Origin of the sequence: Stenotrophomonas sp. Iso1, from assembly GCF_027497995.1 — a bacterium.
In the GTDB taxonomy this organism is placed as follows: domain Bacteria; phylum Pseudomonadota; class Gammaproteobacteria; order Xanthomonadales; family Xanthomonadaceae; genus Stenotrophomonas.
This window is the reverse complement of record NZ_JAODBT010000004.1, coordinates 191850-212465: the sequence shown is the minus strand read 5'-3', so window position 1 is coordinate 212465 and position 20616 is coordinate 191850. Positions and strand designations below refer to the sequence as shown.

Here is a 20616-nt window from a genome sequence, read left to right as displayed (position 1 = left end):
AGCCACGGGAAGGAAACTCAGGGGGTGGAGAGATACTCGATCAGCGCCTGGCGTCGCGCCGGATCAGGCACGGCGATGACCATGCGCGTACCGGGCACCATGCGGGTGGGCGCGGTGAGGTAGGTATCCAACGTCTTCGCATCCCAGACGATGCCACTGGCCTGCAGCGCCGGCGAATATGCAAAGCCCGTGCTGCTGCCGGCCTTGCGGCCGACCAGCCCCTGCAGGCTGGGACCCATGCGTTGTGGCGCACCGGCCTGGCGGCTGTGGCAGGCGCTGCACATGGCGAATGCCTGCTCACCGCTGATGGTTGCAGCCGCCGTCGTGGAGGCGACTGCCGGGGCAACATCCATGGTCGGGGCTGCTGCTACCGGCGGCGGGGTCGGACTCTGACCGCCACAGGCAGCCAACAACAGTGAAGCTCCCAAGATCAACAGATGACGCATGTTCGTGTCCTTGCGGTGGAGTCAGAAGTGCGAAACCACGCCCAGAACGGCGGCGCTTATTTGTCCGGACATTAAGTAGCAGAATGCCGCCGCGAATAAAAGCTGCAAGGTCCCATCCTGTGCATTGGTTGCCCCCTTTCATGGGGATGCCGCGCCGCAGCTTCTTGTGAATAGGGAAATGACCTAGGCTTCAGGCCAGTCCAACTGACCGCTGGGGAGTTGTCATGGAGAAGGGGATCAGGAACGTCATGTTCCTGTTGCTGGCGGTATGTGGAAATGTGGTGGCATCAACGGCAGCTGCACAGGCCGTACCGGTGGAGGCGTTTGCCAAGGCCAGTCCATTCTCGATGCCGAGACTGTCGCCGACCGGCGAGTATCTGGCGTTTGCAACCGACTTTGGTCAGGGCAATCACGCGTTGCAAGTGCTACGGCTGTCGGACATGCAGCGCACGGCGGTGCTGCGCCTGCCGATCTATCAGTCGCCGTTCCAGATTGCCTGGGTCAGTGACAAGCGGTTGGTGATCGCCAAGGGCCGCAAGTACGGTTCGCTGGAGAAGCCAGTGCCCTCGGGCGAGATCATCGCCAGCGATTTCGACGGCCAGAATCAACGCTACATCTATGGCTACGAGCAGCAGAACGCGGCGACGGGGCTGGACCGTGGCTTTGGCTTCATCGAAGGCATTGCCCAGAGCAACGATGGCCGCTTCTACATGCGCCAGCTCAAGCGTGTCCCAACCTCGTCAATGCTCTACGCCGTCGACACACAGCGACCAAACTTCAAGTTGATTGCCGATATCAACGTGCCAAGCCTGGAGTTCGTCATCGACCGAAATGGCATCGCACGCTATGCCACGGGGCGCGATGAGGACGACAATTACCTGCTGTATACCTCTGACGATGGTCGCCGGTGGGAGCCAATGTCACCGGCTTCCGGAGGCATCTGGACACCGCTGGTGTTCTCGGCGGACAACAGCAAGGTGTATGCCACATACAGCCGCAATGAAGGGCCGATGCAGCTGGTCGTGAGCGATCCAAAAGCCACCGACCTGGATGTTTTGCTCGCCGATGATTTCAGCAACATTGGCTATCTGCAGTGGACCGCATCGCCGTCGATTCCTTTTGCCGCGGCATTGCAGAGCGGGCGCCCTCGCCTGGACTACTTCGATGCCGGTCGTCCGGATGCCCAGTTGCACAAGAGCCTGTCCGACCTGCTGCCGCAACAGCATGTGACCTTCGATGACATCAGTCGCGACGGGCAGACGGTGCTGCTGCATCTGGACAGTGATAGCGACCCCGGGAGCTGGTATGTGTTTCGTCGCTCCACCAACAAACTGGAGAAGGTGCTGTCGCCGCGTGAGGCGATTGATCCTGCCTTGATGGCCGAGCGCCGTCCGGTGCGTTTCACCGCCAGCGATGGCTTGGAGCTGGAGGCCATTCTTACCACTCCACGCAACAGCGAAGGGCGTCGTCTGCCGACCGTACTGCTGCCACACGGTGGTCCGCATGGCGTGAGCGATGACTGGTTCTACGACACAGCCGCCCAGTTCCTGGCCAATCGTGGCTACCTGGTGGTGCAGGTCAACTACCGGGGCAGTGGCGGACGTGGTCGGGCATTCCAGCGGCAGGGCTACCTGCAGTGGGGCACACGCATCCAGCAGGATCTGTTGGAGGGGCTGGATGATGCGGTGGCCAAGGGGTTGGCTGACCCTGCGCGCGTGTGCACGTATGGCGCCAGCTTTGGTGCTTACTCGGCGATGATGTTGGCCGCGCGTTATCCCGAGCGCATCCGTTGCGCGGTGGGTCTGGCGGGTGTGTACGACTTGAAGATGATGTACAAGAAAGGCGACATCAAAGACGACGCGTACGGTCGCAATTATCTGACGCGAGTGATTGGACGAAGTGATGAAGAGCTGGTTGCCAACTCACCGGTGAGCCTGGCAGCACGTATCAAGGCGCCGGTGTTTCTTGCACATGGCGAGCGTGACGAACGCACCCCGATCGCTCAAGCCAATGCGATGCGCAGCGCATTGACCGCCGCTGGCAAACCACCGCAATGGATGGCTGTTCCTGGCGAAGGCCACGGTTTCTACAACGATGAAAACAGCATCGCCTTCTATCAAACGCTGGAGACATTCCTGCAGGAACATATCGGGCAGTGAGCGGCCCGCGCGCATTCCCGTTCGTCCGGCGAGAATGCGCGCGGCAATCCTGGTTTGTGTGCATACGGGGAAGGCGTCGAGCGATCGGCGATTGCGCTGCGCCGCGCGCCGGATTTTGATGGCCGCCCCGGAGCGCCCCGGGATTCGATACGCGCATTTCACCTGGGATTTCCACGCCGCTCTGCAGACTGATCACCCCGGCAACCGGCGTGAACGCATCGGTTGCTGTCTTCCGTACAGCGCCACGCGGGTCTGACAGGAGCAAGCCGCCGATGAATCTTCCCTCGCAGTTCGACCTCAATGGCAAAGTCGCCATCGTTACCGGAGGTGGCAATGGCATCGGCCGTGCGTGCGCTTTGATGCTCGCAGCCTATGGCGCCGCGGTGGTGATCGCCGACCTGAAGCTGGCCGATGCCGAGAGGGTCGCCAGTGAGATCACCACACATGGTGGCCGTGCCTTGGCGCAGGAATGCAATGTGCTGAAGGATGAGGACCTGGTGCAGCTGGTGGAGTACACCACCGCCGAACTGGGTGGCATCCATATTTTGGTCAACAACGCGGGCGGCGGCGGAGGCGGGCATGAAAGCCCGTTCGAGATCACGCTGGAGCAATTCGAGCGGCCGTTCCAGATCAACGTGTTCAGCGCCTGGCGGTTGTCGCAGTTGTGCGCGCCGCACATGAAACGCGCCGGCTATGGTTCGATCATCAACATGTCGTCAATGAGTTCCATCAACAAAAGCCCAGCGATCAGCGCCTACGCTGCCTCCAAGGCGGCAATCAACCACATGACAGCGAATCTGGCACACGACTACGGCCCGGAAATCCGTATCAATGCGGTAGGGCCCGGTGCGGTGCGTACCGGTGCGCTGGCGACGGTGCTGACCCCGGAGATTGAAGCGCGGATGTTGTCGCATACGCCGATCAAGCGACTCGGCGAGCCGGATGATATTGCCGGTGCGGTGCTGTACTTCGCTGCACCGATTTCGAACTGGGTCAGCGGGCAGACCTTGTTCGTCAATGGCGGTGGCGTGCAGACGCTGGATTGATGCCCGCGTTACGAAAGAACACCGAGCGGTTCACTGCTGCTCGGGCAATGCTGACAGGTACTCGATCACCGCTTGGCGGCGTGCCGGATCGGCGGTTGTATTGACCATTTTGCTGCCGGGCACCTGCTTGGTCGGCGACTTGAGGAAGGCATCCAGGGTTTGCGCATCCCAGGTGATGCCGCTGGCCCTCATCGCTTCGGAATAGTGATAACCCGGCGCAGTGCCGGCCTTGCGGCCGATCACGCCGTGCAGGTTGGGGCCGACGCGGTGGCCGAGGTTGGGGCGCGTGTCATGGCAACCAGCACAGATGGCGAAGGCGCGTTCCAGTTCGCGCTGATGCGGATCGGCACTGGCCGAGTGGTTGAAGGCATCGCGTTGACCGCAGGCGCTCAGCGATAGACAGATTCCCAGTACCAGCAGGCGTGACATCGTTTCCTCGTTGCGACGGCAACCGCGTGGCTGCGGCGGGGAATGATGGCCGGTGATGGGTGGGGAAAGCAAAGGCGGGGAGGGGACGCCGAGAAGCAGAAGCGGAGAAGCAGAAGCTTCCCCTCATCCGCCCTTCGGGCACCTTCTCCCGCTCGCGGGAGAAGGGATGCATTCGAGCATTGCTTGAGCTTCGGGTCCGCGGCTCAGCCAAAGCCCCAAAAGCCCCAAAGCCCCAAAGCCCCAAAGCCCCAAAGCCCCAAAGCCCCAAAGCCCCAAAGCCCAAAGCCCAGAGCCCAAAGCCCAAAGCCCAAAGCCCAAAGCCCAAAGCCTCAATCATCCAGCCCCGTCAAACCCCACTCACTTCTTCGCAGCAAAGGTCTGATCCAGACTCTGCTCGAACGTGTGATAGCCGATCCGCTCGTACAGCTCCTCGCGGGTCTGCATGGTCTCCACCACGTTGCGCTGGTGGCCATCACGGCGGATCGCGGTGTACACGTTCTCTGCGGCCTTGTTCATCGCGCGGAACGCTGACAACGGGTAGATGCACATCGCCACGCCCACCGAGCCCAGCTCTTCGGTCGAGAACAACGGTGTCTGGCCGAACTCGGTGAGGTTGGCCAGCACCGGCACCTTCACCGCATCCGCGAAACGCTTGTACGTCTCAAGGTCGTACGACGCTTCGGCAAAGATGCCATCGGCGCCAGCTTCCACGCAGGCCAGCGAACGCTCGATGGCCGCGTCCACGCCTTCCATCTGGATGGCGTCGGTGCGGGCGATCAAGAAAAAGTCCGGATCGGTCTTGGCATCGGCGGCGGCTTTGACGCGGTCCACCATTTCGCCCAGCGACACGATTTCCTTGTTCGGGCGGTGGCCGCAACGCTTGGCGCCTACCTGGTCCTCGATGTGGCAGGCCGCCGCGCCCGCTTTGATCAGCGACTTCACCGTGCGCGCGATGTTGAACGCGCTCGGGCCGAAGCCGGTGTCGATGTCCGACAGCAACGGCAGGTCGCACACGTCGGTGATGCGTCGGATGTCGGTGAGCACGTCGTCCATGGTGTTGATGCCCAGGTCCGGCAGGCCCAACGAGCCGGCAGCGACACCGCCACCGGACAGGTAGACCGCACGGAAGCCCGCACGCTTGGCCAGCAACGCATGGTTGGCGTTGATGGCACCCGGGATCTGCAGCGGACGTTCTTCCCGCAACGCCGCGCGGAAGCGGGCGCCTGGACTGACAATGCTCATCGAAACTCCTGTGGTTGGATGGCGATGCTTACATCGCCGGGTAGTTCGGTCCGCCGCCACCTTGCGGGGTCACCCACACGATGTTCTGGGTCGGATCCTTGATGTCGCAGGTCTTGCAGTGCACGCAGTTCTGCGCGTTGATCTGCAGACGCGTGTCGTTGCCTTCGCCGACAAATTCATAGACGCCCGCCGGGCAGTAACGCGCTTCCGGGCCACCGTAAGTCGCAAGGTTCACGCTCACCGGGATGCTCGGGTCCTTCAGCGTGAGATGGCTGGGCTGGTCTTCTTCGTGATTGGTCGAAGACAGGAACACCGAGCTCAAGCGGTCGAAGGTCAGCACGTTGTCCGGCTTCGGGTAGTTGATCTTGGGCTGCGTGGCGGCTGGCTCCAGGCACTCGTGGTCGGCCTTGGTGCGGTGGATGGTCCACGGCGCGGTACGGAAGCCAAGCATTGGCAGCACCAACTGTTCGATGCCGGTCATCAGCGTGGCCACGGTGCGGCCCTTCTTGAACCACTGCTTGAAGTTCTTGGCCTGCATCAGCTCGGCCTTCAGCCAGCTGTTCTCGAAGGCTTCCGGATACGCGCTCAGTTCATCGCGCGAACGGCCGGCCACCAATGCATCGAACGCCGCCTCGGCAGCGAGCATGCCGGTCTTGATCGCGGCGTGGCTGCCCTTGATGCGGCTGACGTTGAGATAGCCGGCTTCACAGCCGACCAGCGCGCCGCCCGGGAACACGGTCTTGGGCAGCGACAGGATGCCACCGGCGGTGATCGCACGCGCGCCGTAGGCGATGCGCTTGCCACCTTCCAGGTGCTTGCGGATCGACGGATGCGTTTTGAAGCGCTGGAACTCTTCGAACGGGCTCAGCCAGGGATTCTTGTAGTCCAGGCCAACCACATAACCGATCGACACTTTGCCGCCTTCTGCGTGATACAGGAACGCACCACCGTAGGTGTCGTTGTCCAGCGGCCAGCCAGCGGCGTGCACCACCAGGCCCGGTTCGTGCTTGGCCGGGTCGATCTGCCACAGCTCCTTGATGCCGATACCGTAGGCCTGCGGGTCCTTGCCGGCGTCGAGCTTGAACTTGCTGATCAACTGGCGGCCGAGGTGGCCGCGTGAGCCTTCGGCAAACACGGTGTACTTGGCGTGCAGCTCCATGCCGCGCTCGAAGTTCGGGCCGGGTGTGCCGTCTTTGTGGATGCCCATGTCGCCGGTGGCCACGCCCATCACTGCGCCGGTGTCGTCGTACAGCACTTCGGCGGCGGCAAAGCCCGGGAAGATGGAGACCTCCAGTGCCTCGGCCTGCTGCGCCAGCCAGCGGCTCACTTCGCCCAGGCTGATGATGTAGCTGCCCTCGTTGTGGAAGCACTTGGGCAGCAGCGCGTTGGGCGTGGTCTTGGCGCCGGTTTCATTGAGGAACAGGAACTCGTCGCGGGTGACCGCCTGCTTCAGCGGTGCGCCGCGTTCGGCCCAGTCCGGGAACAGTTCGGTGAGCGCACGCGGGTCCATGACTGCGCCGGAAAGGATGTGCGCGCCCGGCTCGGAGCCTTTCTCCAGTACGCAGACCGACAGTTCCTGCCCCTTTTCCACCGCCAGCTGGCGCAGACGGATGGCAGTGGCCAGGCCAGCGGGGCCGGCGCCAACGATGACGACGTCGAACTCCATCGCTTCGCGCGGCGGCAGTGCGGAGGTGGCTTCAGTGTTCATGCAAGGGCTCTTGGGTAAAGGCCGGCGCGTTGGCGACGACGGTTGCCTGGAACCGCCGCCTCAACGTGAGGCGGCGATGATCTCCGAAGGTGCAGCGTTCCAGATCAGCCCCGCGCGGTCGGCCAGATGGGCGAACACGCGTTCCAGGTGCTTGATGCGGTGCGGCTGGCCCATCACCCACGGGTGGATGTTGAGCGCGAGCAGGCGTCCCTGACCGGTGTGCTGTGCTTCCTCAAGCAGGAAGTCGCAGGCATCCACCATCTGGTCCGCATACTCGGCCTCGGCATGCAGATTTTCGCCGACCACGAAGCGATCTTCCAATTCCAGTGACAACGGCAGTGCCGTCATCGGGCCGTGCGCAGTCTGGAATGGGTAGGGCAGCTCGTCGTTTACCCAGTCGGCAAACCACTCAAGACCCATCTGCCGCAGCAGTTCCGGCGTGTTTTCCGATTGCGAGCGGGCCGGTGACAGCCAGCCCCGGAGGGGTACATCGGAATATGGCGCCAAGGCCGCCAAAGTGCGCTGGATGTATTCAGCTTCGCGCGCTGGCGCCAAACCGCCGTAGTGCACGCTGTCCATGTTCCAGCCGTGCGCCACCAGTTCGGCGCTGCGCGCCTTGAGCCGGCGCAGCAACGCGGGGTAGCGTTCGGCCAGTTCGCCATTGACGGCGGTGCTGGCGCGCAGACCGTACGTTTCCAGCGCATCCAGTACGCGGAACACGCCAACCCGGTTGCCATAGTCGCGCAACGTGTAGTGGCGAAGGTCCGGGTAGGGCATGACCATCGCGCCGTGCGGCTTGAAACCGTCACCCTTCGGGTTGAGCGGAAAGTGCTCCAGCGTCAGGTTGATCCACAGCGCCAGCGGCTTGTCGCCGGGCCAGCGCACGGGCGGGCGCTGCGCCAGCATCGACCACGCATAGCGGTCGTGGTCCATGCCGTGGCGCAGTTGCGGGTACTCCAGGAAGCTGCGGTCCAGGCTCATGCGGCGTCCTCCGCGTTGACGGCCGCCATCGAGGCCAGCGCGTCGTCGTAGTGGTTGTCCAGGTAATGCCGGGCGATCTCGCGGCCGGTGGCCTTCCACACCTTGTCGTGGCTGCAGATGTAATCCATCGCGTCCTGGAAGGCGGCCAGGCGATGCGGGTGGCTCACCTGATAGGCATGCAGGGGCACGCACATCACCGTGCCAGACTGCTCGCCCTCGGCGTACAAACGGTCGAACGCGTCCTTGATCATCTGACCATAGCGCCGCGGCTCGATCTTGTTGGTGACGTAGACAATGGTGTCGTTGAGTTCCAGCGAATACGGCACCGACACGAAGCGTTTGCCGGAGCGCGTTTTCACCGGCGTCGGCTGATCGTCATGGAACAGATCGCAGGTGTAGTTGCCACCGGCTTCAGCGAACAGGTCAATGGTGGCATCGGAATGCGACAACGCCGGCGCCAGATAGCCATCGCAATGCTGGCCGGTGTGCTCGGCAATCAACGCCATCGAATGCGCGATCATCTCCCGCTCCTGCGCCTCGTCCATGCCGTAGGTGTAGCGGGTGTTGTAGATGCCGTGGCTGAAGAATTCCCAATCGCGTTCGGCCGCCATCTGGATCACTTCCGGATGGTGCTTGAGCACGGCCGTGGACAACGATACCGAGCCGCGCAGGCCGTATTGGTCCATCACCCGCATCATGCGTTGATGGCCCACGCGGTTGCCGTAGTCACGCGTGCCGTAACTTTGGATGTCCGGCAACGGGCGCGGCCACGGCTTGCGCTGTGGATTGGTCGGCGGCGCGTATTCGTAGAACTCGATGTTGGGCGCGATCCACAACGCCACCCGCGCGCCACCGGGCCATTCGATCTTTGGCCGGCTGTCGTAAGGCCAATAGTCGAACAGGCCCGGGTCGGATTTGCTCGCGGCATTCATGCGCGCAATGCCTGCAGCTGTGCGGCGACATGGTCGACCGGCTCCACATCGCCGTACTTGAGCATGATGTCGCTCAGGTTGGCGAAGTGTGGAATCTCGTGCTTGTCGGCCACGCACTCTTCCGGAACGATGCTGCGATAGCCACGCGACAGGCTGTCGATCACGCAGGCGCGGATGCAGCCAGAGGTGGAGCCGCCGGTGATGATCAGCGTGTCGATCTTGTGGAAGGTCAACAGCGACCAGAGGTTGGTCTCGAAGAACGGGCTGGCCATGCGCTTGTGCATGACAATGTCGCCCGGCTGCACGTCGGCACGCGGGTCGAACTGCGCACGCTCGGAGCCGTGCTTGATGTTCTGCAGCGAATCCGGCGTGTTGGTGCGCGTGCCCCAGGTGCCGGCGTCCTCACCCGATTCCAGATAGGCCACATAGGTCCACACCACCGGCAGGCCGAGCGCACGCACCTGCGCCGACAGCGCATTGATGTGTTCGATCTGGCGTGGGTCGGTTTCATAGGCGGTCTTGAATGCGGCCAGGTCGGTATACGCACGCTGCACATCGATATTGACGATGGCCGGGCGCGCGCCGAAGCCGAACTTCGCACGATTGGGATTGGCCTTGACCTGCTCCCAGTACTGGCGAGCGGTGAGGCTGGACGTTTCCATCACGGGCATGGGGTCTCTCCGTTGCGTCGGGGCGGTATCAGGGCTTGGCCAGGCGCGCGCGTTCGTCGCGCACCAGCGTGGCGGCCAGCAGGGCGAGCACGATCAGCACGCAGATCAGGCTGAAGGCGATGTGGTAGCTCTTGGTCACGTCGAAAATCTTGGCGGTGACCCAGATGCCAAGCCCGGCGGTGGTGGCATCGAGCAAGGTGATGGTGCCGAGGATCTTGCCGGCCGCCGTCAGGCCAAATGCGTTGACGGCCAGCAGCTGGATCATCGTGTACAACCCGCCCCAACCCAGGCCAAACAGCGCCAGCGAATACCAGATCAGGTCGGCGCGCATTGTTGCCAGGATTACCGCACCGGCAGCCATGATTGCCAGATTGAGCAGGAACACACGCTTGGCCGGAAGCACGTCGGCGAGGAAGCCGAACAGGAACTTGCCCACCATTGCCAGACCGAACATCAGGCCCAGCGCGTTGCCGGCCTTGGCCGGTTCAAAGCCGAGGTCGCGCATGTGCAGGAACAGGTTGGCCGACACCGCCATGATCGAGAAGAACGTGGTCATCGCCACGAAGGCCAGCACCCAGAAAGTGCGCGTGCGCATTGCCTGCTGGTAGCCAAGGTCAGCCAGCGGGATAGCGACGGGTTTGCCACTGATGGCATCGGCGGCAGCCTTGTCCGCGCCCCATGGCGGGATGCCACCCGGGCGCGGGCTGCGTGCAAACAGGAAGGCCACGACCAGGAACGCCACCGGCACGGCGGTTTCCCAGACAAAGGCCGCGCGCCAGTCCATGGTCTGCATCAAATGCACGCCGAGCTTGGGGAATACCATGCCGCCCAGGCTGGTGCCGACCAGAGCGATGCCGATGGCAGTCCCGCGATGGGTGACGAACCACTGCGAGACGAAGATCACCGCCACATTCAGGCCCGCGGCGACCAGCACGGCGGCAAAGCCGACGTGGATCCAGTACAGATGGGTCAGCGAATGCACGTGCGCATAGGCGAAGTACAGCGCTGCCAGCAGCGCCAGGCCGCCCAGGATCAGTTTGCGCGGGCCCACGCGGTCGATCAGTGCGCCCATGAACGGCGACATCCAGCCGGCCAGTACCAGGGTGATCAGATCGCGCAGCTTGAGCTCGCTGCGGGTCCAGCCGAACTCTTTGAGCAGCGATTCATCAAACGCTGTCAGGCCGGTAATGGTCAGGCCGTTGGAGACCAGCAACACCAGCATCCCCATTACCGCCATCAGCCACGGGTAGTAACGCTTCATCCAGGCACCTCAATCAATTGGGTTATGGCAAGTAGATACGCCGGTGGGGGAATTCCGCCGCCGGCGTTGACCGGGGGCGAATGGCATGCCTACACTTTGTCCGGACAAAGTGTGCCACAGTCTTTTACCCGGGAGGAAGCCATGCAAACCGTAATTGTTCTGTTCAACCTCAAGCCGGGTGTCAGCGCCGAGGAATACGAAGCCTGGGCGCGCGCCAGCGATCTGCCGGTGGTCAATGCGCTGCCATCGGTGGAGCGGTTCGAGGTGCTCAAATCCAGCGGCCTGTTGATCGGCGAGGGCAAACCGCCGTACGACTACATCGAGATCATGCGTATTCCGGACATGGCAGCGTTCGGCAAGGACCTGGGCGACCCGGCCGTGCAGGCGGGGGCAGCGCAGTTCCAGCAGTACGCGGACAATCCGTTGTTCATCCTCACCAGCGCGCTGTAAGCGCACAAGGAACTTTGGTCATGGCTCGATTCCCCGAACTTCAAGGCAAGGTCGCTCTGATCACCGGCGCTGGCCGCCGCGCCGGCCTGGGCGAGGGCATTGCCCGTCGTTTGCTGGAGGAAGGCTGCAAGGTGGTGCTGACCGATATCGGTAGCGTGCGCGGCGCCGAGATGCCGGTCACCGCTGTAGGCACCGACGAAGAGATGGCGCAGGTCGCCGCCGAGTTGTGCGCAGCCACCGGTGGCGAATGCGTGGCGATGGCGCTGGACGTGCTGGAAGAGGCGCAGGTGGAAGCCGTGATCAAGGCCACCGTCGAGCGTTTCGGCCGGCTCGACATTCTGGTCAACAACGCCGGCATTGGTTACCTGATGAAGTCGCTGGTGGACATCGACGTCAAGGAATGGGATGCAGTGCTGGGTGTGAACCTGCGCGGCGCGTTCCTGACCATCAAGCACGCGGGTCGGCAGATGATTGCCCAGGGCGGTGGCCGCATCGTCAACATCGCATCACAAGCGGCTAAATCCGCTTTCCCGCACGCGGCGGCTTACTGCTCATCCAAGCACGGCCTGGTCGGCCTGACCCGGGTTGCCGCGCTGGAACTTGGCGCGCATGGCATCAACGTCAACGCGGTCTGCCCGAATCACGTCACCACCGGCCTGGGCGCCTGGCAGAACGAATACTTCGCCGCCAAGCAGGGCAAGAGCGTGGAGCAGTACCTGGCCGACATGCGTGCACGCATTCCACTGGGCCGCCCGGGGCTGCCCTCGGATACCGCCGCCGCGACTGCTTTTCTGTGTTCGGACGATGCGGTCTACATCACCGGCGAGGCGATCAACGTCTCTGGCGGCGAAGAGAACCACTGAGTCCACTTACCTCCCCCGATTCTGAGAGAGCCATGTCCAAACCCGCCTATCAGTGGCCCAACAATGCACGTCTGGCATTGTCGGTGGTCGTCAACGTCGAGGAACTGTCCGAGTACAACGTCGGCCAGGGTGACAAGATCACCGAGCCGGTGGACGAACTGCATGTCACCCTGTCCAAGCCGGTGCGCAACTACGGCAACGAATCCAACTACCGTTACGGCGTGAATGAAGGCCACGCGCGCGTGTCCGCGCTGCTGGACAAGTACGGCGTCACCTCCACGTACACCGCGGCTGCCGTGTCGTTGGAACGCGCACCGGAAATCGCTGACTACCTGCGTGGCAGCCGTCACGAAGTGTGTTCGCACGGCCATCGCTGGATTCACCAGTTCCGTTTCAACGAGGAACAGGAACGTCAGTTCATCCGCGACGCTGCCGACAGCATCGAGCAGACCACTGGCGTGCGCCCGGTCGGCTGGTTGTCGCGCTACCTGCACACTGCCGCCACCCGTCGCCTGCTGCAGGAGGAAGGCTTCCTGTACCACATGGATGACTACTCAGCCGATGCGCCGTTCTGGGGTGACGTGGAAGGTGCCGACACGCCGATGATCGTGGTGCCGTACCAGCTCGATACCAACGACATGAAGATGTGGGTGGCGCCGTCGTACCTGCCGAAAGACTGGCTGGACTACGCCATCGACAGCTTCGACACGCTGTATGCCGAAGGCGAGCACACCCCGAAAGTGATGTCGCTGGGCCTGCACCTGCGCATCATCGGCCGCCCGGGTCGCATCGGTGCGTTCGAAAAATTCCTGCAGTACGTCGCACAGAAGCCGGATACCTGGTACGCCACGCGCCGGCAGATTGCCGAACACTTTGCTGCGCAGGTAGCCGCACCATGATCGCGCCCCTCCGCAATCCGCGTCGCTGCCTGTTGTTTGTGCCGGGTTCGCGCCCGGAGCGTTATGCCAAGGCAGTAGCCACTGGCGCTGACCAGGTCTGCATTGATCTGGAAGATGCCGTCGCGCCTGCGGACAAGGAAAGCGCCCGCGCTTCGCTGTTCGCTTTTCTTGCCGGAGGCCATGAAAGCCACAGCGAAATCGGCCTGCGCATCAACCCGCTGTCCACCGCGTTGGGCCAGGCTGACCTGAAAGCACTGGCGGCATCCGGACTGACGCCAGCCTTCGTCATGCTGCCCAAGGTGGAAACCGTCGCCGAACTTCAGCAGGCAGACGCCGCGCTGGCGGCTGTCGATACGGTCTTCATCGCCCAGATTGAAACGCCGAAAGGCCTGCTGGATGCACGCGCGCTGGCCATCGCCATTCCACGTTTGCAGGCACTGATGTTTGGCGGCTTCGATTACATCGTCGCGCTGCGGGGCCGCGCCGGTTGGGAAAGCTTCTTTCACCCGCGCGTGCAGCTGGCAACCATCGCTGCCGAAGCCGGCGTAGGGTGTCTGGATGTGCCGTACCTCGACATCAAGGACGAGGCCGGGCTCATCAGCGAAACCGACCGCGTGATTGATCTCGGGTTCACGGCCAAGGCCGCGATTCACCCGGGCCAGGTTGAACCGATCCAGAGTCGCTACTTGCCCACCGCCGCCGAGTACGACCGCGCCCAGCGCGTGATTGCCGCACTGGCCGCCAGCGGCGGTGAAGCCCTCCAGCTCGACGGAAAGCTGGTGGATCGCCCCATCGAAATCGCCGCCGAACGGGCCATCGCGCTCGGTGCCCACGGCGTCCGCGCCGGCTGATCACACCGCTTCATTGAACACCTGTTGATTGCCTCTCTTTGACCAAGTTGCGCCCAGCGCCAGCCCAAACCGCACGAAAAAGGACATTGCCATGGTTCAGAACGTCAAGCAGATCTCCGAAAACCGTTTCCGCGAAACCTTCGGCCGTTACTACGAAGAGTTCAACGTGGGCGATATCTACGAGCACCGCCCCGGCCGCTCCATCACCGAAACCGACAACACCTGGTTCACGCTGCTGACGATGAACACCCACCCGATGCACTTCGACAAGGAGTACGCCAAGGCATCGGAGTTCGGCAAGGTGATTGTGTGTTCGCCGTTCACCGTGGCGCTGATGGTGGGCATGAGCGTCACCGACGTCAGCCAGAAGGCCGTGGCCAACCTGGGCTGGAGCGAGATCAAGATGACCCATCCGCTGTTTGTCGGCGACACGCTCATTGCCGAGTCCGAGGTTCTTGAGAAGCGTGAATCCAAGTCGCGCCCGGGTGCTGGCATCGTTACCTGCCGTACCGATGGCTTCAACCAGGACGGCAAGCTGGTCTGCACCTTCAATCGCACCATGTTGATCGCCAAGCGCGGCCACTCGGTGGAAGACAAGGTCAACTACTGAGAGCCCAATGATGAGCACCGACATGGAACAGCTGTGGGGCCCGGACGAAGAGCGGGCGTTGCTGGATGCAATCGATCATTGGGTCGAAAAGTCCGTTGCGCCCATCGCGCTGGAATACGACCTGGAAGACAAGTACCCGCATCATCTCGTTGAAGAGATGAAGGACCTGGGTCTGTTCGGTGCCACCATCTCTCCGGAGTACGGCGGGCTGGGCCTGCCGGCACGCATCTACGCCAAGATCGTCATCAAGGTGTCTTCGGTTTGGATGGCGCCGACCGGCATCTTCAACTCGCACCTGATCATGGCTGCGGCGATCGAGCGCTGCGGCACTGAAGCGCAGAAGCGCAAGTACCTGCCGCGTATGGCGACCGGCGAGCTGCGTGGCGCGTTGGGTTTGACCGAGCCGAATGCCGGTACCGATCTGCAGGCCATTCGTACCGTGGCCAAGCGTGACGGCGAGCATTACGTGATCAATGGTGCCAAGACCTGGATCACCAACTCCCTGTACGGCGACATGGTGCTGCTGCTGACCAAGACCGACCCGGAGGCGCAACCGCGCCATAAGGGCATGACCATGTTCATCGCTGAAAAAGGCGAGGGTTTCATCGTCGCCAAGAAGATGAAGAAGACCGGTTACCGCGCCATCGATACGTGCGAGCTGGTATTCCAGGATTACAAGGTGCCGGCGGATTGCATGCTCGGTGGCGAGGAAGGCATGGGCTTCCAGCATGCCGTGGGTGGTCTGGAGCTGGGTCGCATCAATGTGGCCGCGCGCGGTTGCGGCATTGCCGAGGGCGCGTTGCGGCTGTCGGTGCGCTACGCACAGGAACGCATGACCTTTGGCAAACCGATTGCCGAGCATCAGGCCATCCAGCTCAAGCTTGGTGAAATGGCTTCAAAGGTGGAAGCATCGAAGTTGCTGATCGAAAGCGCCGCCAACGCCTATGACAAGGGTGAGCGCTGCGACATGGAAGCCGGCATGGCCAAGTACTTTGCTACGGAAACCGGCGCCTACTGCGCGCAGGAAGGCATGCGCATCTTCGGTGGCTACAGCTATTCGGTGGAATACGACATCGAACGTTTCTACCGCGATGCCATGCTGATGTGCATCGGTGAAGGCACCAACGAAATGCAGCGCATCATCATCGCCAAGCAACTGGTGGCGAGAAACAAGATTTAAGGCGCGCAGCGCCAAGGCGCAAAAAAGGCGCTACAGGCGCGAAGAAGCTACAAGCGCTAGAAAGCTAGAAAGCTAGAAAGCTGGAAAGCTAGAAAGCTAGAAAGCTAGAAAGCTAGAAAGCTAGAAAGCTAGAAAGCTAGAAAGCTAGAAGGCTAGAAGTGCTGGAATGCTAGAAGTACTAGGACTGCTGGAAGCCCCTCTCCCGCGAGCGGGAGAGGGGTTGGGGTGAGGGGAAGCTCTTGGCAAGAAAGGCCAAAGAGCCCCCTCATCCGCCCTTCGGGCACCTTCTCCCGCATGCGGGAGAAGGGCTCAGGCGACAGCCAAAGCAAAGAGCTAAAAACCAAAGCAAAAGCAAAAGCCAAAGCAAAAGCTAAAGCCAAAGCAAAAAGCCAAAGCAAAAAGCCAAAGCAAAAAGCCAAAAGCCAAAAGCCAAAAGCAAAGCCAATGCCAAGCGATCCCTTCACCGCAGTCCTCAACCAGCTGCGGTGCTTTTTAAAAGCCAGAGGCCACACATGAAAGACCTTCCCCTGCAGGGACTGCGCATCCTTGCCGTCGAACAGTACGGTGCCGGCCCCTATGGCTCGATGCACCTGGCCGACCTCGGCGCTGAAGTCATCAAGATAGAATCCCCGCCGGGCGGCGACATCTCGCGCGCCACCGGCCCGTACTTCCTGGGCGAAGGCGACAGCCTGTTCTTCCAGACTTTCAACCTCAACAAACGCTCGCTGCGACTGGACCTGAAAGCGACCGAAGGCCGCGAAGTGTTCGAGAAGCTGGTCGCCAGCGCAGATGCAGTGCTCAACAACCTGCGTGGTGATCAGCCCGCCAAACTCGGCCTGGACTACGTCACGCTGTCCAAGCTCAACCCGAAGATCGTCTGCGCCCACCTGTCCGCCTATGGCCGCGACAACGAACGCGCTGCATGGCCGGGCTACGACTACCTGATGCAGGCCGAAGCGGGCTTCATGGCGCTCACCGGTGAACCCGACGCGCCCCCGGCACGCTTTGGTCTGTCGATGGTCGATTTCATGACCGGCACCACCATGGCAATGGGCCTGCTGGCTGCGATCATCGGCGCCATGCGTACCGGCGAAGGCCGCGACGTCGACGTGAGCCTGTTCGACGTGGCCCTGCACCAACTCAGTTACCCAGCCACGTGGTATCTCAACGAAGGCCATCGCACCGAACGCCTGCCGCGCAGTGCGCATCCGTCCACCGTGCCGTGCCAGGTCTACCGCACCGCCGATGGCTGGGTGATGGTGATGTGCATGCTGGAGAAGTTCTGGCAGACCTTCGTTGAAGGCATCGGCAACCCTGCCTGGGCGTCGGAGTCGCGATTCAGCAACTTCGCGGCGCGTCGTGATGTGCGCGAAGAACTCACCGTGCGGGTTGACGAAATTCTGACCACCCAGCCCACCGCGTACTGGACGCAGAAGTTCGCCGGGCGCATTCCCATCGCACCGGTGCTGGACATCGCCCAGGCGCTGGACAATCCCTATGTGCGCGACGTGGACATGCTGCAGGAGGTCGCGCATCAGCAGGGTTCGCAACGGTTGCTGCGTAATCCGATCAAGCTGGACGGCCAGCGCTTGTCAGGTGATGCCTGCCCCTCATTGAACGCCGATGCCGACGCGTTGTTGCGCGAGCTCGGCTACAACGACACCGACCGCGCACGCCTGCTTGGCGCGTAAGACGAAGGAGCACGACGATGAAGTTGGAAGGTGTACGCGTTCTTGATCTGTCCCTGTTCCTGCCCGGCCCGCACCTGACCATGGTGATGGCCGATCACGGTGCGGACGTGATCAAGATCGAGCCGCCCACGGGGGAACCGGTGCGCGAGGTCGGCCTCAAGCAGGCGGGGGTTTCCACCTGGTTCCGCAACACGCATCGCGGCAAGCGCTGCATCGTGCTCGATCTCAAAAGCGATGCTGGCAAGGCGGCATTCGCCAAACTGGTGGAATGGGCCGATGTAGTGGTGGAAGCATTCCGTCCCGGTGTCGCCAAGCGGCTCGGCATTGATTACGACACGTGCAAGGCGATCAACCCGACGCTGGTGTACTGCGCGATCAGCGCCTTCGGCCAGACCGGGCCCAAGGTCAACCGGCCCGCACATGACCTGGCAATGCAGGCCGACACCGGCGTGGTCAGCCTCAACCGCGCGCCTGATGGCACCCCGGCGATGCCGCATATGCCGGTGGCAGACATGGCGGGTTCGTTGATGGCACTCAACGGCATCCTGATGGCCCTGTTCCGTCGCGAACGCACCGGGCAGGGTGACTACATCGACTTGTCGATGCAGGACGCATTGATGGCGTGGCTGCCGAACGTGCTCGGCCCGCCGTTCGCACTTGGTCGCGATCCGGTCATCAACGAAGAACGTAGCTGGGGCGGCAACGCCCTGTACAAGCTGTACCGCTGCGCGGATGCGCGATGGATCGCGTTGGGCGGCGCCGAACACAAGTTCGCCGAGAACCTGCTCATCGCCCTTGGCCGCCCGGATCTGATTCACCTGTGCCATCTCCCGCCGGGCAGAGGCCAGGATCCGGTAAAGGCCTTTCTGATCGAAACCTTCTCGCGCCGCACGTTGGTGGAATGGACATTGTTCCTGCACGACATCGACGTGTGCTGGGCGCCGGTGAAAACCCTCACCGAAGTGTTCAACGACCCACATACCCGCGCCCGCGAGATGGTCTGGACCGACGAAAAGGGCGGCACTCATCTGGGCATCCCGATCAAGTTCGCCAACGAGCCGGGCCGCATCAATCCACATCTGGATGACGTCGGCGAATCCACCAACGCAGTCCTGGCCGAGTTGGGCCTGGCAGCCAAGTAGCCCTGATCAACGAGCCTCTAGCGACGGTGGAGTAAGAGGGGAAACCTGTACGCCAACGGCTCGCTGCCCATCGGACGCCTTTGCGTCGGCTAGGGCCGGCCGGGAAGCAGGGATGGCATAGGGCGCTTTTGCGTCGGCCCAGGACCGGCGGGGAAGGGAGCAGGGCTGAGGGCGTTTTTGCTCTTGCTCCTGCTGTTGCAGTTGCAGTTGCAGTTGCTGTTGCCCTTGCCGTTTCCGTTGCCGTTGCCGTTGCAGTTGCAGTTGCAGTTGCTCCTGCTTTCGCTTAAAGCCCCTCTCCCGCAAGCGGGAGAGGGGTTGGGGTGAGGGGCGCTTTCGCTTCAGACTTTGCTGCTGCCTTTGCTTTTGCCTTCGCCTAGGCCTTCGTTCCAGCCCCAGCCTTCCCTCACACAGCCTTCAATACGCCTTCCCATCCACCGGGACGCGCGTCACCCCCGCAAGATCAAATGCCTCCAGGCAGCGCAGATTGACCGCCGCCGTCTCCGTGCCATCCGGCGCCGTTCCCAATCCAAACGGCTGACAGCCGCAGGTCGGGCAAAACTGATGTTTGATCATGTGCCGGTTGAACGTATAGGTGCTCAAGCTATCCGCACCCTCGGTGATGCGCATCGCATCACGCGGTATGAACCACAGCAAAAATCCCTTGCGGCTGCAGTGCGAACAATTGCACTCATAGCCTTCCGTCGGCGTGCCTTCGCACTCGAAACGCACCACACCGCAATGACAGCTGCCACTGACCATGTCGCCCTCCCGGGGCATTGAATGACGGTGCCAAGCGTAGCGCCACTTGTTCCGACTGCGGAGCCTCCCGCAGCACGGCCCTCCATTCATGTGGCCAATCAGCGCCGCGTAAGCGCCTCGCCGTCCACGGTCATCTTCCATGCACCATCGGCTTGATGCGGTGGCAACGACACCACGAATCGGGTCGTCAACGGACCGACGCCAACGACCATATCGTTGCCTTCAAATGCCTTGATGGGTGCTTCAATGGATTTGCGGGTGCTCGGTGTGGGCTCGTGCTTGTAGATGACCCGGCCCTCCCGGCTGACGACCAGCGACATCGTCGCTGACTCCCAGGTGCCGATATAGCTCTGCTTATCCGCCGGGATCGGCTTTGTACATGCCACCAGCATCAACAGAGCAACCAGAATCAAACCAATACAACGACTGCGAGTTGCGAGCGTCTTCATCCGTCATCTCTCCGGAAATTCATCGATGCAGCACTGGGCTATCTTTTGAACTCGGTGTGCTTTTCAAGCTGGTAGATCGAATCCTGCAGGTCTTCCATGCGCGCATTCAGCGCCGTCTGCGCATCGTACAAACCGCGGTTGTAGTAATACGGGCCAATCTCTTTGGAAATGAAATCCAGCAGGAATTCGACATCGAACTGACCGATCTGCTGCTGCAGTTCATCGGCGAAGTAAGCCTGCATCTTGCGGACGAGAATGGCCTTCTCGTCCTTGCTGAATTCAACAATTGTCATCGTGGAGCCCATGGTTTGGCGGAAGACCGCCGGATCATTCTGATGGCGTGGCGATCTACGCTTCGCAGGTCAGCACTGGAATCCCAGCACCAACTCGGTTCCGTCGCCATTGCTGCGGTCCAGATCCTTGCGCCGCTCCAGCGGCTGCGTGCAGCCACGCGGTTGGATGTACTCCCCGGCCAGTGCTTCCGCTTCAGTGGTGTCCAGCGCCTGCCCATCTTTTGCACGCACATGGAGGTAGTACGGCTGCTCGAAGAGGACGATGTAGCTGTCCAGCACGTAGGTTTTGCCGCCACGCTCCAGCTCGGCGTGATTCTCATCCACCTTGCTCCAGTTCCTGGCCAGGATGTTCTCCTTGGCGTCGGCCTGGGCAGGCAGCAGCGGCAGCGCCAGCAGTGCCAATACGATGAATCCTTTCATGTGATCTCCTTCGAGTTGCAATGCCGCCGGGGCAGGGGACGGCATGAAGCCACGCGGGTTCGCTCGGCGTCAACGGGCAGTCGTAGAGGCATTGCAGGGTGGCCGGGGCACCGGCAGGATCATTGCGCAGCAGT

General features: G+C 62.2%; 23 protein-coding genes. 11 read left to right on the top strand and 12 right to left on the bottom strand.

The annotated features are described in order from the left end of the window. Positions 1-17: 17 nt before the first annotated feature. Positions 18-446 (bottom strand): c-type cytochrome, encoded by a 429-nt coding sequence (locus PAN08_RS16115; RefSeq protein WP_269792533.1) that lies wholly within the window; start codon positions 444-446, stop codon positions 18-20. Positions 447-694: 248 nt separating this feature from the next. Here PAN08_RS16115 and PAN08_RS16110 point away from each other — a divergent pair, with 248 nt between their 5' ends. Both PAN08_RS16110 and PAN08_RS16105 read left to right on the top strand, forming a co-directional pair. Next, positions 695-2605: an alpha/beta fold hydrolase gene (locus PAN08_RS16110; RefSeq protein ID WP_269792532.1), complete on the top strand. Its 1911-nt coding sequence runs from the start codon at positions 695-697 to the stop codon at positions 2603-2605. A 272-nt stretch (positions 2606-2877) separates the two neighbouring features. Then, positions 2878-3651, top strand: coding sequence for a glucose 1-dehydrogenase (locus tag PAN08_RS16105; RefSeq protein WP_269792531.1), 774 nt, complete (start codon positions 2878-2880; stop codon positions 3649-3651). A gap of 30 nt (positions 3652-3681) precedes the next feature. Here the strand turns inward: PAN08_RS16105 and PAN08_RS16100 are convergent, their stop codons facing one another. From PAN08_RS16100 to PAN08_RS16070, 7 genes are all read right to left on the bottom strand, one after another. Next, positions 3682-4080, bottom strand: a complete 399-nt coding sequence (locus PAN08_RS16100; protein ID WP_269792530.1) for a c-type cytochrome — start codon at positions 4078-4080, stop codon at positions 3682-3684. Positions 4081-4437: 357 nt separating this feature from the next. Continuing rightward, positions 4438-5322 (bottom strand): methylisocitrate lyase, encoded by an 885-nt coding sequence (gene prpB / locus PAN08_RS16095; RefSeq protein ID WP_269792529.1) that lies wholly within the window; start codon positions 5320-5322, stop codon positions 4438-4440. A gap of 28 nt (positions 5323-5350) precedes the next feature. Beyond that, entirely contained in the window at positions 5351-7030 is a 1680-nt protein-coding gene (locus tag PAN08_RS16090) for an electron transfer flavoprotein-ubiquinone oxidoreductase (protein WP_269792528.1), read from the bottom strand. A gap of 60 nt (positions 7031-7090) precedes the next feature. Next, on the bottom strand, positions 7091-8011 hold the full coding sequence (locus PAN08_RS16085; protein WP_269792527.1) for a polysaccharide deacetylase family protein: 921 nt from the start codon (positions 8009-8011) through the stop codon (positions 7091-7093). After that, complete coding sequence (locus PAN08_RS16080) at positions 8008-8943, bottom strand: polysaccharide deacetylase family protein (RefSeq protein ID WP_269792526.1); 936 nt, start codon at positions 8941-8943, stop codon at positions 8008-8010. Before PAN08_RS16080 ends, PAN08_RS16085 begins: the two co-directional genes overlap by 4 nt. Beyond that, positions 8940-9614 carry an isochorismatase family protein gene (locus tag PAN08_RS16075; protein ID WP_269792525.1) on the bottom strand — a complete coding sequence of 225 codons (675 nt, stop codon included), beginning with the start codon at positions 9612-9614 and terminating at the stop codon, positions 8940-8942. The genes PAN08_RS16080 and PAN08_RS16075 overlap by 4 nt, the downstream gene beginning before the upstream one ends. Positions 9615-9642: 28 nt before the next feature. Then, positions 9643-10875 carry an MFS transporter gene (locus tag PAN08_RS16070; RefSeq protein WP_269792524.1) on the bottom strand — a complete coding sequence of 411 codons (1233 nt, stop codon included), beginning with the start codon at positions 10873-10875 and terminating at the stop codon, positions 9643-9645. 141 nt (positions 10876-11016) lie between these two features. Here PAN08_RS16070 and PAN08_RS16065 point away from each other — a divergent pair, with 141 nt between their 5' ends. The 9 genes from PAN08_RS16065 to PAN08_RS16025 all read left to right on the top strand — a co-directional run bounded on the left by PAN08_RS16065 (position 11017) and on the right by PAN08_RS16025 (position 18561). After that, complete coding sequence (locus PAN08_RS16065; RefSeq protein ID WP_269792523.1) at positions 11017-11325, top strand: hypothetical protein; 309 nt, start codon at positions 11017-11019, stop codon at positions 11323-11325. Between the two features lie 20 nt (positions 11326-11345). After that, a complete protein-coding gene (locus tag PAN08_RS16060) occupies positions 11346-12188 on the top strand; it encodes an SDR family NAD(P)-dependent oxidoreductase (protein ID WP_269792522.1) in 843 nt (280 codons plus the stop codon). Positions 12189-12220: 32 nt separating this feature from the next. Continuing rightward, positions 12221-13087 (top strand): polysaccharide deacetylase family protein, encoded by an 867-nt coding sequence (locus PAN08_RS16055; RefSeq protein WP_269792521.1) that lies wholly within the window; start codon positions 12221-12223, stop codon positions 13085-13087. Further along, complete coding sequence (locus tag PAN08_RS16050) at positions 13084-13938, top strand: CoA ester lyase (RefSeq protein WP_269792520.1); 855 nt, start codon at positions 13084-13086, stop codon at positions 13936-13938. The genes PAN08_RS16055 and PAN08_RS16050 overlap by 4 nt, the downstream gene beginning before the upstream one ends. A gap of 91 nt (positions 13939-14029) precedes the next feature. Further along, the gene (locus tag PAN08_RS16045) at positions 14030-14548 is read left to right on the top strand and encodes a MaoC family dehydratase (protein WP_269792519.1); all 519 of its coding nucleotides are present in this window, start codon (positions 14030-14032) and stop codon (positions 14546-14548) included. A gap of 10 nt (positions 14549-14558) precedes the next feature. Continuing rightward, entirely contained in the window at positions 14559-15728 is a 1170-nt protein-coding gene (locus PAN08_RS16040; protein ID WP_269792518.1) for an acyl-CoA dehydrogenase family protein, read from the top strand. A 294-nt stretch (positions 15729-16022) separates the two neighbouring features. Further along, positions 16023-16244: a hypothetical protein gene (locus PAN08_RS16035; RefSeq protein WP_269792517.1), complete on the top strand. Its 222-nt coding sequence runs from the start codon at positions 16023-16025 to the stop codon at positions 16242-16244. After that, positions 16241-17419, top strand: a complete 1179-nt coding sequence (locus PAN08_RS16030) for a CoA transferase (protein ID WP_269792516.1) — start codon at positions 16241-16243, stop codon at positions 17417-17419. Before PAN08_RS16035 ends, PAN08_RS16030 begins: the two co-directional genes overlap by 4 nt. A gap of 17 nt (positions 17420-17436) precedes the next feature. Further along, on the top strand, positions 17437-18561 hold the full coding sequence (locus PAN08_RS16025) for a CoA transferase (protein WP_269792515.1): 1125 nt from the start codon (positions 17437-17439) through the stop codon (positions 18559-18561). A gap of 414 nt (positions 18562-18975) precedes the next feature. Here the strand turns inward: PAN08_RS16025 and PAN08_RS16020 are convergent, their stop codons facing one another. From PAN08_RS16020 to PAN08_RS16005, 4 genes are all read right to left on the bottom strand, one after another. Continuing rightward, complete coding sequence (locus tag PAN08_RS16020; RefSeq protein WP_269792514.1) at positions 18976-19320, bottom strand: GFA family protein; 345 nt, start codon at positions 19318-19320, stop codon at positions 18976-18978. A 98-nt stretch (positions 19321-19418) separates the two neighbouring features. After that, complete coding sequence (locus PAN08_RS16015) at positions 19419-19769, bottom strand: hypothetical protein (protein WP_269792513.1); 351 nt, start codon at positions 19767-19769, stop codon at positions 19419-19421. Between the two features lie 38 nt (positions 19770-19807). Continuing rightward, complete coding sequence (locus PAN08_RS16010; protein WP_269792512.1) at positions 19808-20062, bottom strand: DUF2164 domain-containing protein; 255 nt, start codon at positions 20060-20062, stop codon at positions 19808-19810. 69 nt (positions 20063-20131) lie between these two features. After that, positions 20132-20482, bottom strand: a complete 351-nt coding sequence (locus PAN08_RS16005; protein ID WP_269792511.1) for a hypothetical protein — start codon at positions 20480-20482, stop codon at positions 20132-20134. Between the last annotated feature and the right edge of the window lie 134 nt (positions 20483-20616).

Coding starts and splice junctions, on each gene's coding strand:
- PAN08_RS16090 (WP_269792528.1), bottom strand. CDS start 7,030: ATGAACACTGAAGCCACCTCCGCACTGCCGCCGCGCGAAGCGATGGAG.
- PAN08_RS16015 (WP_269792513.1), bottom strand. CDS start 19,769: ATGAAGACGCTCGCAACTCGCAGTCGTTGTATTGGTTTGATTCTGGTT.
- PAN08_RS16110 (WP_269792532.1), top strand. CDS start 695: ATGTTCCTGTTGCTGGCGGTATGTGGAAATGTGGTGGCATCAACGGCA.
- PAN08_RS16020 (WP_269792514.1), bottom strand. CDS start 19,320: ATGGTCAGTGGCAGCTGTCATTGCGGTGTGGTGCGTTTCGAGTGCGAA.
- PAN08_RS16005 (WP_269792511.1), bottom strand. CDS start 20,482: ATGAAAGGATTCATCGTATTGGCACTGCTGGCGCTGCCGCTGCTGCCT.
- PAN08_RS16065 (WP_269792523.1), top strand. CDS start 11,017: ATGCAAACCGTAATTGTTCTGTTCAACCTCAAGCCGGGTGTCAGCGCC.
- PAN08_RS16050 (WP_269792520.1), top strand. CDS start 13,084: ATGATCGCGCCCCTCCGCAATCCGCGTCGCTGCCTGTTGTTTGTGCCG.
- PAN08_RS16080 (WP_269792526.1), bottom strand. CDS start 8,943: ATGAATGCCGCGAGCAAATCCGACCCGGGCCTGTTCGACTATTGGCCT.
- PAN08_RS16010 (WP_269792512.1), bottom strand. CDS start 20,062: ATGACAATTGTTGAATTCAGCAAGGACGAGAAGGCCATTCTCGTCCGC.
- PAN08_RS16070 (WP_269792524.1), bottom strand. CDS start 10,875: ATGAAGCGTTACTACCCGTGGCTGATGGCGGTAATGGGGATGCTGGTG.
- PAN08_RS16115 (WP_269792533.1), bottom strand. CDS start 446: ATGCGTCATCTGTTGATCTTGGGAGCTTCACTGTTGTTGGCTGCCTGT.
- PAN08_RS16100 (WP_269792530.1), bottom strand. CDS start 4,080: ATGTCACGCCTGCTGGTACTGGGAATCTGTCTATCGCTGAGCGCCTGC.
- PAN08_RS16055 (WP_269792521.1), top strand. CDS start 12,221: ATGTCCAAACCCGCCTATCAGTGGCCCAACAATGCACGTCTGGCATTG.
- PAN08_RS16105 (WP_269792531.1), top strand. CDS start 2,878: ATGAATCTTCCCTCGCAGTTCGACCTCAATGGCAAAGTCGCCATCGTT.
- PAN08_RS16040 (WP_269792518.1), top strand. CDS start 14,559: ATGAGCACCGACATGGAACAGCTGTGGGGCCCGGACGAAGAGCGGGCG.
- PAN08_RS16045 (WP_269792519.1), top strand. CDS start 14,030: ATGGTTCAGAACGTCAAGCAGATCTCCGAAAACCGTTTCCGCGAAACC.
- PAN08_RS16035 (WP_269792517.1), top strand. CDS start 16,023: ATGCGGGAGAAGGGCTCAGGCGACAGCCAAAGCAAAGAGCTAAAAACC.
- PAN08_RS16060 (WP_269792522.1), top strand. CDS start 11,346: ATGGCTCGATTCCCCGAACTTCAAGGCAAGGTCGCTCTGATCACCGGC.
- PAN08_RS16025 (WP_269792515.1), top strand. CDS start 17,437: ATGAAGTTGGAAGGTGTACGCGTTCTTGATCTGTCCCTGTTCCTGCCC.
- PAN08_RS16075 (WP_269792525.1), bottom strand. CDS start 9,614: ATGCCCGTGATGGAAACGTCCAGCCTCACCGCTCGCCAGTACTGGGAG.
- PAN08_RS16085 (WP_269792527.1), bottom strand. CDS start 8,011: ATGAGCCTGGACCGCAGCTTCCTGGAGTACCCGCAACTGCGCCACGGC.
- prpB (WP_269792529.1), bottom strand. CDS start 5,322: ATGAGCATTGTCAGTCCAGGCGCCCGCTTCCGCGCGGCGTTGCGGGAA.
- PAN08_RS16030 (WP_269792516.1), top strand. CDS start 16,241: ATGAAAGACCTTCCCCTGCAGGGACTGCGCATCCTTGCCGTCGAACAG.